This is a genomic window from Streptomyces sp. NBC_00443 (assembly GCF_036014175.1).
Classification (GTDB): Bacteria; Actinomycetota; Actinomycetes; order Streptomycetales; family Streptomycetaceae; genus Streptomyces.
The window spans coordinates 8,480,776-8,493,030 of the sequence record NZ_CP107917.1; the positions used below are offsets into that span (position 1 = coordinate 8,480,776).

14 protein-coding genes are annotated in these 12,255 nt (G+C 69.3%); 7 read left to right on the forward strand and 7 right to left on the reverse strand.

What is annotated here, in order from left to right; genetic code table 11:
* Positions 1–127: 127 nt before the first annotated feature.
* Positions 128–793, reverse strand: coding sequence for a TetR/AcrR family transcriptional regulator (locus tag OHO27_RS38650; protein WP_328429578.1), 666 nt, complete (start codon positions 791–793; stop codon positions 128–130).
* Positions 790–1,044 (reverse strand): helix-turn-helix domain-containing protein, encoded by a 255-nt coding sequence (locus OHO27_RS38655; protein ID WP_328429579.1) that lies wholly within the window; start codon positions 1,042–1,044, stop codon positions 790–792. Before OHO27_RS38655 ends, OHO27_RS38650 begins: the two co-directional genes overlap by 4 nt.
* Before the next feature lie 161 nt (positions 1,045–1,205).
* Between OHO27_RS38655 and OHO27_RS43290 the strand changes: the two genes are divergently transcribed.
* The 4 genes from OHO27_RS43290 to OHO27_RS38670 all read left to right on the forward strand — a co-directional run bounded on the left by OHO27_RS43290 (position 1,206) and on the right by OHO27_RS38670 (position 3,482).
* Complete coding sequence (locus tag OHO27_RS43290; RefSeq protein ID WP_443059663.1) at positions 1,206–1,571, forward strand: ATP-binding cassette domain-containing protein; 366 nt, start codon at positions 1,206–1,208, stop codon at positions 1,569–1,571.
* On the forward strand, positions 1,480–1,755 hold the full coding sequence (locus OHO27_RS38660; protein WP_328429580.1) for an ATP-binding cassette domain-containing protein: 276 nt from the start codon (positions 1,480–1,482) through the stop codon (positions 1,753–1,755). The genes OHO27_RS43290 and OHO27_RS38660 overlap by 92 nt, the downstream gene beginning before the upstream one ends.
* A 256-nt stretch (positions 1,756–2,011) precedes the next feature.
* On the forward strand, positions 2,012–2,221 hold the full coding sequence (locus tag OHO27_RS38665; protein WP_328429581.1) for a hypothetical protein: 210 nt from the start codon (positions 2,012–2,014) through the stop codon (positions 2,219–2,221).
* A gap of 148 nt (positions 2,222–2,369) precedes the next feature.
* The gene (locus tag OHO27_RS38670; protein WP_328429582.1) at positions 2,370–3,482 is read left to right on the forward strand and encodes a catalase family protein; all 1,113 of its coding nucleotides are present in this window, start codon (positions 2,370–2,372) and stop codon (positions 3,480–3,482) included.
* Positions 3,483–3,558: 76 nt separating this feature from the next.
* On the opposite strand, the gene OHO27_RS38675 is transcribed toward OHO27_RS38670, so the two are convergent.
* A complete protein-coding gene (locus OHO27_RS38675) occupies positions 3,559–3,891 on the reverse strand; it encodes a putative quinol monooxygenase (RefSeq protein WP_328429583.1) in 333 nt (110 codons plus the stop codon).
* Complete coding sequence (locus OHO27_RS38680) at positions 3,891–4,334, reverse strand: hypothetical protein (protein WP_328429584.1); 444 nt, start codon at positions 4,332–4,334, stop codon at positions 3,891–3,893. Before OHO27_RS38680 ends, OHO27_RS38675 begins: the two co-directional genes overlap by 1 nt.
* A gap of 281 nt (positions 4,335–4,615) precedes the next feature.
* Between OHO27_RS38680 and OHO27_RS38685 the strand changes: the two genes are divergently transcribed.
* Positions 4,616–6,973 (forward strand): alpha-L-fucosidase, encoded by a 2,358-nt coding sequence (locus OHO27_RS38685; protein ID WP_328429585.1) that lies wholly within the window; start codon positions 4,616–4,618, stop codon positions 6,971–6,973.
* Between the two features lie 543 nt (positions 6,974–7,516).
* Here the strand turns inward: OHO27_RS38685 and OHO27_RS38690 are convergent.
* Entirely contained in the window at positions 7,517–8,635 is a 1,119-nt protein-coding gene (locus OHO27_RS38690) for a sensor histidine kinase (protein ID WP_328429586.1), read from the reverse strand.
* Positions 8,632–9,336, reverse strand: a complete 705-nt coding sequence (locus tag OHO27_RS38695) for a response regulator transcription factor (protein ID WP_328429587.1) — start codon at positions 9,334–9,336, stop codon at positions 8,632–8,634. The genes OHO27_RS38690 and OHO27_RS38695 overlap by 4 nt, the downstream gene beginning before the upstream one ends.
* Positions 9,337–9,502: 166 nt before the next feature.
* Between OHO27_RS38695 and OHO27_RS38700 the strand changes: the two genes are divergently transcribed.
* A complete protein-coding gene (locus tag OHO27_RS38700; protein ID WP_328429588.1) occupies positions 9,503–10,708 on the forward strand; it encodes a DUF418 domain-containing protein in 1,206 nt (401 codons plus the stop codon).
* 225 nt (positions 10,709–10,933) lie between these two features.
* A complete protein-coding gene (locus OHO27_RS38705; protein ID WP_328429589.1) occupies positions 10,934–11,143 on the forward strand; it encodes a hypothetical protein in 210 nt (69 codons plus the stop codon).
* On the opposite strand, the gene OHO27_RS38710 is transcribed toward OHO27_RS38705, so the two are convergent.
* Positions 11,130–11,978 carry a DUF4394 domain-containing protein gene (locus OHO27_RS38710; RefSeq protein ID WP_328429590.1) on the reverse strand — a complete coding sequence of 283 codons (849 nt, stop codon included), beginning with the start codon at positions 11,976–11,978 and terminating at the stop codon, positions 11,130–11,132. The two genes, OHO27_RS38705 and OHO27_RS38710, sit on opposite strands and share 14 nt — an antisense overlap.
* Between the last annotated feature and the right edge of the window lie 277 nt (positions 11,979–12,255).

Genomic DNA, 12,255 nt, shown 5'->3' on the forward strand with positions numbered 1-12,255 from the left:
CGTCAGACCCGGCGTGGGCGCGGTGCCAGGAGCGCCGGCCCTGGCCCGGCTTCCGGTGCCGGGTGTCCGGGATTCGGGTGTCGTCGGGCTGTGGCCTCGTCCTGTCGCCCGCCCCGCGCAGGGCGTTTCAGCCGGTCGGTGCCGTCAGATGGATCAGGATGCCGCATACCTCGTCCACGATCTCCAGGGCCTCCGTCTCGTCCCCGCAGTCGCCCAGCTCGCGTGCCGCACCGCCGATCACGGTGGTGAGCACTCTCACCCGAACCCGGCCGGCACGTCGCTTCTCGTCCACCTCCAGGAGCCGGGCGTTGCGCCGTACCCACGCGCGGTCCCACTGGCGGCGCAGGGCGTCGAAGCCCGCGGGACCGTCGTCCTCCGCGATGAGTCTGCCGAGCCGCCGGTTGTTCCAGGCACCCTCCAGGTACGCCCTGGCTCCCGCCACGAAGAGGGCGATGGGGTCGTCCACGCCACGGCCTCGCTCGGCGGTCAGCGTGGCTGCGGTCCGGCGCTCCTGTTCCTCCCGGAACTCCTCCCAAAGGGCGAGGTAAAGCCCTCGCTTCCCGCCGTAGTGCTGGAAGAGGCTGCCCACCGGGATGCCGGCGCGCGCCGCGATCTCGGCGAGACCGGCGTCGGCGTAACCGCGCTCGGTGAACGCCTCCAGCGCTGCGTCAAGAAGCGCACTGCGGACCGTACGGTGCTCCCCGGTGGCTGCCTCCGGCCGGTCCATTCCCTCATGCCCGTCCGCCGGCTGACGCAGCGCCTCGGTCCCGGCAGACTCCACGATGCCGCTCACCGGCAATCCCCACCTTCCCCGGCCCCGTCGCGGATGGCGAGGGCGACCAGCAGTTCCAGGAGGTCGGCGATCCGGCGCGGATTGCGCCCGGTGCGTTCCTCGATCCGGCGCAATCGGTAGTGCGCCGTGTTGTGGTGCACCCGCAGCCGGTCGGCGGCCAGCCGCAGGTTGAGGTCGGCCTCCGCGAAGGCCCGTATGGTGGTCGCCAGCGTGTCGCCACGTCCGCGGTCCTCCTCCAGCAGCGCACGCACGCGGGGATCGACCAGCTGCCGGGCGAGGTCGTCGCACGCAGCGCCAGATAGTCGAACGGGGACAGCCGCGGCAGTCCAACAGCTCGTCCCACAGCACCTGCCGGCCCACCCGGAAGGCACTGATCCAGTCCTCGAGGGCGAACCCCGCGCGTGCCCTGCGCATGGCTGCCGCGCGGCTGAAGACCACGGCACTGGACGGTGTCGCGTTCACCGTCGAGCCGGGCACCGCCGTGGGGCTCATCGGACCGAACGGAGCCGGCAAGACCACCTTGTTCAACTGCCTCACCAGGCGCTGCACCCCTGATGCGGGGACGGTCCGGTTCGAGGACGAGGACCTGCTCGCCCTCCCACCGCACTCCGTGGCCGGGCGCGGAATTGCCCGCACCTTCCAGAATCTGGGTCTGTTCCCACGGCTCAGCGGTCCGGGAGAACGTCATGGTCGGCTCCCACAGCCGGGGGCATACGGGACACCTCGCCGCGGCGCTCCGGCTGCCCCGCGTCCGGCGGGAGGAGAGGGAACTACGTGACCAGGCGGACGACTTGCTACGGCGTCTCGGTCTGGCGGATGTCGCCGACCACCCCGCCTCCGGGCTGCCGTTCGGCACGCTCAAACGCGTCGAACTCGCCCGGGCGCTCGCGGTACGGCCCCGGCTGCTGTTGCTCGACGAACCCGTCAACGGGCTCAGCCACGGCGAGGTCGACCAATTCTGAACCCGCTGCACATCGTGAACAACGTGTCCTCGTCAGCCACCGTGCTCAAGCCTGTCGGGTTCAAGAACGTCCAGGGCGTGGTCTCCGCGACCTACTTCAAGGACCCCGCCGACCCGCAGTGGGCCGACGACGCGGAAATGAAGACGTACCAGGACGCGCTGCGCACGTACGCGCCCGGCTCCGACCCGGCCAACCAGTTCAACGCTTACGGCTGGGCCGCAGCCTCCAGCCTGCACAAGGCCCTGGACGCGATGACGTGCCCGACCAGGAGGGGATGCGGGACGCCGTGCGCAACCTCAAGGACGTCAAGGTGGACATGCTGCTGCCCGGTGTCACCCTCTCCACCGGGCCCGATGACGCCTTCCCGATCGAGACGATGCAGCTGATGCGGTTCGAGGGCGAGCGCTGGCAGCTGTTCGGTGAGCCGGTGGACACCCGCAAGGAGTTCGGCCCGCTGGCGAAGTGAGCCGGGCGGGGGCGGCCCCGGTCGATGCCCTGTCCCTGGGGACCGCCCCTCATCGGCGTGTGATTCATCACAGCAAGTTATATTGTGCACAATTTAATTGCTGGCTAGATTTTGGGAATCAACGGCACTGTCAGAGAGAGGCAGCACCATGGATCCCGTCAGCTATGAGGACTACCGCCCCGCCGAACGTCCGGGCTATCAAGCCGAGTTGGACGCAGTGGTCGCACAGGTGGCGCAGCGGACCGGCGCCTCCGTCGAGCGCGAGGCCGTCGGCCGCGCCGTCCGTACTGCCCACGGAAAGACGTACGGCCTTCTCAAGGCCACCGTCACGGTTGGTGACAACCGCGGCTCCCACGCCCAGGGCATCTTCGCCCGGCCCACCGTGTACGACGCCGTCGTCCGCTACTCCAACGGCCTGGGCCACCAGCGTCCCGACCACCAGCTGGGCGCGGCGTGCGGGATGGGCATCAAGCTGTTCGGCGTCCCCGGCCGGTCACTGCTGGCCGATGAACCGGACACCGGTACCTTCGACCTGAACCTGATCAACAATGACGTCTTCTTCGCGAACACCGCGTATGACTACATGGTCATCGAGGAGCTGTTCGCGGAGCTGCCCGAAGGCCTGGCGAACCCCGCCCGCCGCAAGACCTGGATGGCGGAGTTCCTGACCCGCCGGGGCACGCTCACCGATCCCGCCGGCTGGCTGTGGGACGAACTGTTCGCCATGCTCTCGTTCACCACCGTCCCGCGCAGGAACCTGCTTTCGTACACCTACAACAGCATGGGTGCCTTCCGATACGGCGACCACATCGCCAAGATCCGTACCGTGCCGACGGCCGAGTCCCTGGCCGCCCTCACACACCAGATCGTGGACGTGCGCGCGGACAACGAGGCGTTCCGCCGCACGCTGGTTGCCGAGGCCACGGAGCGCGACCATTCCTTCGAGCTCCAGGTGCAGCTCAACACCGATCTGGCTCGTATGCCGGTGGACAACACCTCCGTGAAGTGGCCCGAGGAGTCGTCCCCCTGGGTGACCGTCGCCCGTGTGGACCTCCCGCGTCAGGACATCGGCGGGGAGGACAACGTGGCGGCCGCCGACGCCACGTCGATCACACCGTGGCGCTCCCGGGAGGAGCACCGGCCCATCGGCGAGATCCAGCGGGTGCGGCAGGAGGTGTACCGGCGCTCGTCCATCGAGCGGCACCGCATCAATGGACAACAGCGGCGCGAACCGGTCAGTAGCGCGCAACTGCTCGGTTGAGCCGGCACCGCCGCCCTCGTCGGTGCTGCGGGCCTGGGGGCGAACTCCTCCGTCAGCTCAATGTGGCTGAACCGACCTACCCCTGCTCGGGGACGGCCATCTCGCCCAGCAGCGACCAGTCCTCCTGCGGAATGTTCGCGTTCACGATGCGGGGTGTCTCGATCAAATGGGGCGGCAACGTCTGCTGCGCGGCCCTGAAGTGCGCCGACTGCACGTGAGCAGCGCCTGCTTCGTCATCGCGGAAGGCCTCGACCAGGACGTACTCCGTGGGGTCGGCCACGCTTCGCGACCAGTCGAACCAGAGGCAGCCGGGCTCCCGGCGCGTGGCTTCGGTGAAGTCGGCGGCGATGTCCGGCCACCGGTCGGCATGCTCGGGACGGACTCGGAACTTGGCGGTGATGAAGATCATCAGCCTTCGTGTCTCCTTGGACGTGGGTCGTCTCGGTTGCGGTCCGGCAGCAGATGACGGAGGCCGGCATGTGCGGCCCGTCCGGTATGCCGGGTGGTGCGGTTCGAAAGGGCCGGCATTGGAGTGCCGGCCATGCCGGTCCGCCGAACGCGCTGTCGCCGGCTCGTACCCTGCGACCAGTGATACGTGGCGACAAGATCGTACGACGTAAGCCGCGCATGGGCAGGGCGTCCTGCCCGCGTCCGCCGGTCATTTTCCCGTACGACCGTCCGCGCATCGTCGCCCTCGACCGGCTCGACCTCCAGGGTGCCGGCGAAGGCGCGGCGCTCCGCGACCAGGTCCGCGCCCAGCACCCGCGAGGCGGCCATGGCGAAGGCGGACTGGGCGGCCATGAGGTCGGCCGGGCCGGGACCGGTGACCAGGACGGTCTCACCGGGGTGCATGCGGACACCGCGGCACACCCCCGCCGCCACCGGAAACGACGACGGTCTGGCCGGGCTCGGGCTGCCCGGCGTCGATCAGGCCGATCGGGCCGGGCCGGGCCGGGTCGGATCAGGACAGGACGTGTTCGTGATCAAGGGAGCGATCCGGCGCGACGGCTCGATACATCCGACTATTTCTTCAACTCCGAGCCACAGCCGTGTCATTGACAAGCCAGCGCTGCGATTCCATGCTCTGAACATCCGATGAATGGAGAGCCGTGGTGCAGGAATCCAGTTCATTCGTGAGACGCCAAGTACTCGGAGCCGCAGCGGGTGCAGCCGCAGCTGGCGTGATCCCCGCGGCGGCCCCGTCCCTGGCCGCGTCCGCGCAGACGGGCAGCTCGGAAAAGGAGGCTGAGTGGGTTGGCAAGGACGGCGTCTGGGGCGCCGTTCCGGACCCCGTGCCCGTGCCGCTCGAGGCCTATGCCGACAACGACGGCATCGACACCGCCTCGGCGCGCGGCGGGGACTTCGACGGGTCCGGCTACACCTTCCCTGGTGAGGAACTGACTGCCGGTCGCGTCGAAGTGGACGGGGTGTCCTACCTCTTCCCCTCATCCGGTTCCGGCCCGAACAACGTGGTCGCGATGGGGCAGCGCATCGAGCTCCCCAAGGGCCATCATCTGTCGCTGCTGTTCCTGACGGCCGGCAGCTACGGCGACGCGGCCGGTACCGCGACCGTGCACTACGCGGACGGATCGACGACCACGGCCCAACTCGGCGGAGGCGACTGGTATCAGGCGGGCGGCGCCCTCTCCGCCCCGTACCGGTACCGTCCGGACGGCACGAAGGACGAGCACCGCGTCGGCATCGGGTCGGCGGAGGTGTGGTGCGATGCCAGGCGCGAGGCCGTCGCGGTCACGCTGCCCATCACGCACCGTCCCGAGCCGAACAAGGCCTCTCTCCACGTGTTCGCGCTCACGGTCCAACCGGCCGCCCAGGGCAAGGCCCTGACGCTGCGTCATGCCCACTCCACGGCCTCGCTGCTGGATCCCGGCGGCGCCCAGAGCGTGGAGGCGACGCTCGTCAACGCGGGGACGGAGCCCGTCCTTGCGGCAGACGGCGTGACCGTGCGCGTGGACGTGCCCGGCGCCCGCACGGTGCGACCCGTGTCGGTGCCGCGTCTCGACCCGGGCGAACAGAGCCGCCTCCGCATCGGGATACGCAGCAGGGGACAGACGCCACCCGGAACCCAACAGGACGGCAGTGTCATCGCCCACGGTCGCGGCGGGCGGGCCGCCGTCGCGGGCAGTCGGCTCACCCTCGGTGTGGCCGACTACGAAGCGACGGACACCTCACTGGCCGGGCACCAGGCGCCGTACTGGTTCAGAGACGCCAAGTTCGGCATCTTCATCCACTGGGGCGTCTACTCCGTCCCGGCCTGGTCGCCGGTCGGCAAGCAGTATGCCGAGTGGTACTGGAACCACATGCAGGACCGGAACAACGCCGTGTACGCCCATCACGCACAGACGTACGGCGAGGACTTCGCCTACGACGACTTCATCCCCATGTTCCGGGCCGAACGGTTCGATCCGCGGGCGTGGGTGGAGCTGTTCCGGGACGCGGGCGCGCAGTACCACGTCCTGACCTCGAAACACCACGAGGGCTTCGCGCTGTGGGACACCAAGCTCTCCGAACGGAACTCGGTGAAGATGGGGCCCGGGCGGGACCTGGTGCGCGAACTCTTCGACGCGTCGGCGAAGTACACACCCGAGCTGCACCGCGGTCTGTACTTCTCGATGCCGGAGTGGTTCAACCCCGACAACCCGTGGATGGGGCACGCTCCGCGCAATCCCTACACCCTCGAACCGCTGCCGTACACCGGATACGTCTCCGGCAAGGACTACGTGAAGGACTATCAGGCCCCGCAGATGCTGGAGCTGATCCACGACTATGCCCCGGAGCTGTTGTGGTGCGACATCGGAGGGGTCAACGACAGCCGCAACGTCCTGGCCGAGTACTTCAACCTTGCGAAGAACAGCCGCAAGCCGGTCGACGTGGCGGTCAACGACCGAGCCGGAATCCCCTTCCACGACTTCACCACGCCCGAGTACACGACCTACGCGAACACCGTCGTGGCGAAGTGGGAGTCCAGCCGAGGCCTCGACCCGTTCAGCTACGGCTACAACCGGGCCACTCCCGATGACGCGTATATGACGACGAAGGAGGTCGTGCACAACCTCGTCGACATCGTCTCCAAGAACGGCAACCTGCTCCTCGACATCGGCCCGCGTGCCGACGGCACCATCCCCGAGATCATGCAGACGCGGCTGCGTGAGACCGGCCGCTGGCTCAAGGTCAACGGCGAGGCGATCTACGACACCACCTACTGGTCCCGCATGGCGCAGCTCGGCGAGGACCTTCGTTTCACGGTGCGGCAGGGCAAGGCGTTCTACATCCACTCCCTGGCCGAGCCGGGAAGCCGCCTGACCGTCGAGGCGCCGGTGCCCATCCGCAGCGGTGACAAGGTGACGCTGCTCGGCCACGACCGGCCGCTGACCTGGGCCGTGGGAGGTGGAGCACTGGTCATCGACGTGCCGGGGGCCGCTCGGGCGGCGGGGGAGCACGTGTGGGTCTTCAAGGTGAAGTGGAGCAACTGAGCGTCCCCTCCAGCTGCCATCGCTTGGGCGCTCCCCGCAGACGCGTCCAGGCGTTCGCGCTAACCCTTCGCCATCATCTCCGTGTCGTACCACTCGATGGTGGTGCCGATGAGGCTGGCGGCGACGATGCGTTTGAGGTTGCTCGGGGGTGGGGGAGCGGTGGTTGCGGAGGCCATGTTCGCCACTTCCTCGTGTGCGGTGGGGACGGGTATGTGTTCGCACACGGTAGGAATCCGGCAGGTCAGGGGCACATGTGGTGGGACTACAAAGTTCGGGGGCGGGGTGTGCGTGTTGCCCCTATGTCGGGGCTTCGATAGCCGTACCGAGGTCTTGATCGGCAGTAGATCCGCCCAACCGGATGAAGGCATGTGGTGACGCACCCAGCGCTACCGGCAAGAGCTGAGACGAGTATCCGGTGGCCACGTCCTACCGAGGACTCAGTGCTGGCGGGATGCGTCGCATGCTCGCTGCACACACGGTAGACACGACGCCATCCTCGGCGCCCTCCGGGCACGAGACGCCCGCACCTGAGTCCGATCGGTCTCAGTCCGAGCCGAGGGGAATCCGTAGGCGCACCCGGTAGCCACCCTCCGCGGTGGGGCCCGACTCCAGGGTGCCGCGCAGGATCTCGGCCCGTTCCCGCAGGCCGATCAAGCCGTGCTGGGAACCGGGCAGAGACAGGGAGAGACGCGTGGGCCGGGTGTTAATGACGGTCACTCCGACGTCGTCGCCGGCCTGCCACAGCTCGACGGAGGCCGTGGCGCCGGGGGCGTGCTTGCGGACGTTGGTCAATGCCTCTTGGACCGTGCGGTAGATGGCCCGTTGGGCGGGTGTGCCGACGGTCGGCGGAAGTTCACCCGCCAACTGCGTCTCAGCGCCGCTTGATTCCACCAGCTTGTGCAGCTCGGCGAGGGTGGGCTGAGGAGTCAGCTCGGTGGCATGGCCGCCGGAGGCGCGCAGCAGCGTGACCATGGTGCGCAGTTCGTCGAGGGTGTCGACGCTCAGCGAACGGATCGTGCGGGCGGCCTCTTTGGCGTCCGCGTCCCTGGCGGCGACCTGCAGGGCTCCTGCCCGTACGGCGATCAGGCTGACCTGGTGGGAGACCACGTCGTGCATCTCCCGGGCCAGCAGCGTACGTTCGCGGGCGATCACGGCTTGGGCGTGCAGTGCCCGCTCGTGCTCCCTGGCCTCCTCGATCTCGACCAGCCGCCGTGCCAAGTCCCTTTGTGCCTGGATGAGTTGACCGAAGAGGACCGGGGCGGCAGCGATTGCCAGGCTGTACACGAAGGCGATCAGCGTCATGGTCCGGTCGACCTCGGCGACGCCGGCGAGCGGCCAGGGGGTGCTGCTTGCCAGAGCGCTCAGTGCGACGCAGACCGCGAGGAGAGGGCGGTTGCGGGAGCGTTCGGCCAGGGTGAACAGCGCGACGAGCGGAGCGAGGGCGACATCCTGCATGAGCGCGATCGGCAGGGTCAGCAGGAACACGGCGAGCGGGAACCTGCGTCGGAAAGCCAGCGCGGCGCAGCCGAGCGCGGCCAGCGCGACGCCAAGTCGCGTGTCGTCCCAGAGGTTGAGCCAAATGTCCACGGCTGCCGCAGCCACCAGGAAGAGGTCGACGACCGGCGCGGGCACACGCGTCCACAGCGCGCGTGCGCGGCTCATCGTCCGGCTTTCGGCTGCGGGGGCTCATCCAGCAGTCCGGCCCGCTGCGCCAGCAGCGCGGCCTGCACCCGGCTCGTCACCCGCAGCTTCGTGAGGATCGCGCTGACGTGGTCCTTGACCGTGCCGGCGCCCAGGTGGATGCGCGCCCCGATGTCCGCGTTCGACAGCCCCTCCGCCACCAGGACGAGGACATCGCGCTCGCGGGCGGTGAGCAGCCGGACGCGGGCCGCCGCCTCGTCGACGGGCGCCTCGGTGCCGGGATGGCTGTGCAGCAGCGTCCGGGACGCCTTGGGGGACAGCACGACGCCGCCCGCGGCCAGGGTGCGCACCAGGTGGGCCAACTGCTCCGGCTCGGTGTCCTTGAGGAGGAATCCGGCCGCGCCGGAGTTCAGCGCGGTCAGGATGTACTCGTCGGCGTCCAACGTCGTCAGCATCGCCACCACCGGAGCGTCGGCCCTCGTCCGCAACTCCCGCAGGACGGTGAGTCCGTCGACGTCCGGCATCCGGATGTCCAGCAGAACCACGTCGGGCCGCTCCCGGCGGACGGTCTCCACGGCCTCGCCGCCGCTCGCGGTCGCGACGACCTCGATGTCGTCGGACGCGCCCAGAATGAGCCCGAACCCGGACCGGACCAGTGCCTCGTCGTCCACCACCACTACCCGCACCACCGGGTTCACGCGCTCCGCCCCACCTTCGTCCATGTCGTCCGGCGCCTTGCCGCCTTGACCCTAGACCCCTGGTGAGGGCCGGCGGCCCGGCGAGCCGCAGCTCCAGCCACACGGCGGGGGTATCACCCTCCGGTCGGCAGGGACACAGCAGACCTGTGCCGGGTACTCCCCGGCCCGCACGATCTTCAGGCTGACAGCCATGACACAGCCCTCGAACACCGCCATGCTCCCGGCCGACGTCAAGGATCGGACACGCGAGAGCAGTAAGTCCCCGACGGGCACACCCGGCGTGGGCCGGCTGGTCGGCCTGGACCTGGCCCGCGGCCTCGCCGTCTTCGGCATGTACGCGGCCCATGTCGGCCCCGACCCCAGCGAGGGCGGAGTGATCGGGTTCCTGATGGAGCTGGCCCACGGTCGCTCCTCCGCCCTCTTCGCGTTCCTGGCGGGTTTCGCCGTCGTGCTCATCACCGGGCGCAGCAGCCCGAAGACGGGCCGGGCCGGACGCCAGGCCGTCGCCAAGGTGCTCATCCGGGCCATGATCCTGCTGGCCCTGGGGACAGCGCTGACCATGTCCGGCACCCCGGTCGAGGTGATCCTCGCCTTCTACGGCGTGTACTTCCTGCTGGTCCTGCCGCTGTACCGGCTCGGTACCGGTCCCTTGGCAGCCATAGCCGCGGGCACGGCCCTCGTCCTGCCCCAGGTGCTGTACGTGGTGCAGCCGATGTTTCCCGACCGGGAATTCCCCTCGCCCGGCCGGCCCGACGACCTCGTCTCCCTGCTCTTCACCGGAAGCTACCCGGCCCTGACGTGGATCCCGTTCGTCATCGCCGGCATGGCCGTGGCCCGCCTCGACCTGGCCGCCACCGCCGTGCCCGCACGCCTGGCGTGGGCCGGTGTCGCGCTCGCGGTCATCGGATACGGCGGCTCCTGGCTGGCGCTCCACCTCGTGCCCGGCGCGCTCCCCGCCATCGGTGCATCCGGGTGGGGCGGGAACCCGGCGAGCGCGTGGTGGTCCGACACGGCCGGTGGCCCGTCGGACACCCCCTACTCGCTGCTGGTGGCCTCCCCGCACAGCGAGACGACGCTGTCGATCCTCGGCAGCACCGGCGTGGCGATCGTCGTCGTGACGGCCTGCGTCGCGGCAACGAGCCCCTTCCCCCGTCTGCGCCGCCTGGCGGGTCCGGTCGTCGCCGTCGGCTCCATGTCGCTGACCGCCTACGTGTTTCACATCGTCGGCATCCAGCTTCTCGGTATCGAGTCGCTGCCCGGGTCGCCGTTGCACGTGCTGGTCGGCTTCGTCGTGGCTGTCACGGTGTGCGCGGTGCTCTGGTCCCGGTTCTTCTCGCGTGGCCCACTGGAGTGGCTGATGGCGAAGGCGACCGGTGTCGCGCGCCACGTCCGGTGAGACGGAGCACCCGCAGCTGAGCGAGGTGCCCGCCCGGGAGCGTCCCCGGACGGGCACCGGCCTCAGATCAGGATGTCGTGCCGGTCATCGTGCTTCCGGACTTGGTCACGTGGCCAGTTGGTCGGGCCGGCGTTGCCGCTGTCGGCGTACTCGAGGAGAAGGTGGCCTGGAGGGTCGCGTTGACGGCGTGGGCCCGGTTGCCGCCGCCGGGACGGCCGACTGCACATGGCAACCGGCAGCCCGTACCCGTGGCAGCTGCGGGTCGGCGGCCCGGACGGAACGGTGCACACCCGGCCCGCCGGCACGGCGGAGGCCGACCTGCCGTACCCGGCCTGGACAGAACAGCCAGGACGGGGCCCCGCGGGGGCCCCGTCCTCGGCGCGGTTCGCCGCCGCCGCGCCCCACGAACAACCGGCCGGGATCAGGATCCGGTGAGGGAGATGGCCAGGTCCGTGATGTTCAGCGGGAACTGGCCGATGGAGGTGGCCTGGCCGGTGAAGATGTTGATGCTGTACAGCGAGGGGGTGCCGGCGCCGTACGGGGTGAGGGAGGCGAAGGCGGCGTTGTCGACCGTCTTTCCGCCGGACAGGGTGCTGTAGATGTCCATGCCGGCGTTGATCCCGGCGTCGATGCCGAGGCTGCCGGTCGGGGCGAGCGTGCCGTTGTTCGCCGGGGACTGCAGGACGACCTGGTCGGTGGTCGTGTTGATGTCGACGAGCGTGGTCGCGGTGGCCGCGTTGAGGTCGTTGTTCGTGTACGCGGCGGCCGAGACGCCCTTGGTCGTGCCCTCGATCGGCGGGGTGGTGAGGTTCAGGTCCTGGATGGTGCTGTGGTCGTTGAGGTTGTGCCGCAGGTTCTGGCCGTTGTCACTGATCACGCGCAGGCGGTCGGCCGCCGGATTGAAGTCGACGCCGAAGTTCGCGCCGTGCAGCGCGTACTGGAGCTGGGACACCTTGGTGACCACGACGTCCGTGGTCGTCGGCGGGGTCTTGATCGTGTAGATGCCACCCTTGTTGCCGACGCCGTACATCAGGCCGTCCTGCACCCGGAAGTCGATCCCGATCAGGCCTGTGTCGCCGCTGAGGCCGGTGACGACCCTGACCCAGTCGAGGACCTGCGGCCGGTCGGTCGTGAACGTGGCCATCAGGGTGCCGTCGCCGCTGATCCCGAAGGCGCGCAGGCTGGGTGCGGCGGCGGGGGCGGCCGAGCCGGTGCCGGGTGTGCCGAGCATGAGTGCCGTCGACGTGACCATGACCGCGACCGCCGCCATGATTCTCTTTCTCGTGCCTGCCTTCATCGGAGTTTCCCTCCCGTTTGGGTGGGCGCCATTCAAGGCGCCGAGCTGCGAATTCCCCTACTCCTGCCCGCACTGAATACCGCAGTCAAGCCGGAGTCGCGCCGGAGTGATTCCGGCGGTGTTCTTCCGACGGACGTGCGGGTGGTTCTCATTAAGGCCGTTTCACAGTTCCTCCACAAGCAGAAGGGTTGATGAAAAAGCCCCGATCCGGGAATTTTGCGCACTGTGACAAAAGCCTTGTCGACCCACT

What these genes read in the sequence shown, in the direction of transcription:
- OHO27_RS38700 (WP_328429588.1), top strand. Translation starts at nt 9,503, where the DNA reads ATGACACAGCCCTCGAACACCGCCATGCTCCCGGCCGACGTCAAGGAT.
- OHO27_RS38710 (WP_328429590.1), bottom strand. Translation starts at nt 11,978, where the DNA reads ATGGCGGCGGTCGCGGTCATGGTCACGTCGACGGCACTCATGCTCGGC.
- OHO27_RS38660 (WP_328429580.1), top strand. Translation starts at nt 1,480, where the DNA reads ATGGTCGGCTCCCACAGCCGGGGGCATACGGGACACCTCGCCGCGGCG.
- OHO27_RS38690 (WP_328429586.1), bottom strand. Translation starts at nt 8,635, where the DNA reads ATGAGCCGCGCACGCGCGCTGTGGACGCGTGTGCCCGCGCCGGTCGTC.
- OHO27_RS38670 (WP_328429582.1), top strand. Translation starts at nt 2,370, where the DNA reads ATGGATCCCGTCAGCTATGAGGACTACCGCCCCGCCGAACGTCCGGGC.
- OHO27_RS43290 (WP_443059663.1), top strand. Translation starts at nt 1,206, where the DNA reads ATGGCTGCCGCGCGGCTGAAGACCACGGCACTGGACGGTGTCGCGTTC.
- OHO27_RS38705 (WP_328429589.1), top strand. Translation starts at nt 10,934, where the DNA reads ATGGCAACCGGCAGCCCGTACCCGTGGCAGCTGCGGGTCGGCGGCCCG.
- OHO27_RS38680 (WP_328429584.1), bottom strand. Translation starts at nt 4,334, where the DNA reads ATGCACCCCGGTGAGACCGTCCTGGTCACCGGTCCCGGCCCGGCCGAC.
- OHO27_RS38675 (WP_328429583.1), bottom strand. Translation starts at nt 3,891, where the DNA reads ATGATCTTCATCACCGCCAAGTTCCGAGTCCGTCCCGAGCATGCCGAC.
- OHO27_RS38695 (WP_328429587.1), bottom strand. Translation starts at nt 9,336, where the DNA reads ATGGACGAAGGTGGGGCGGAGCGCGTGAACCCGGTGGTGCGGGTAGTG.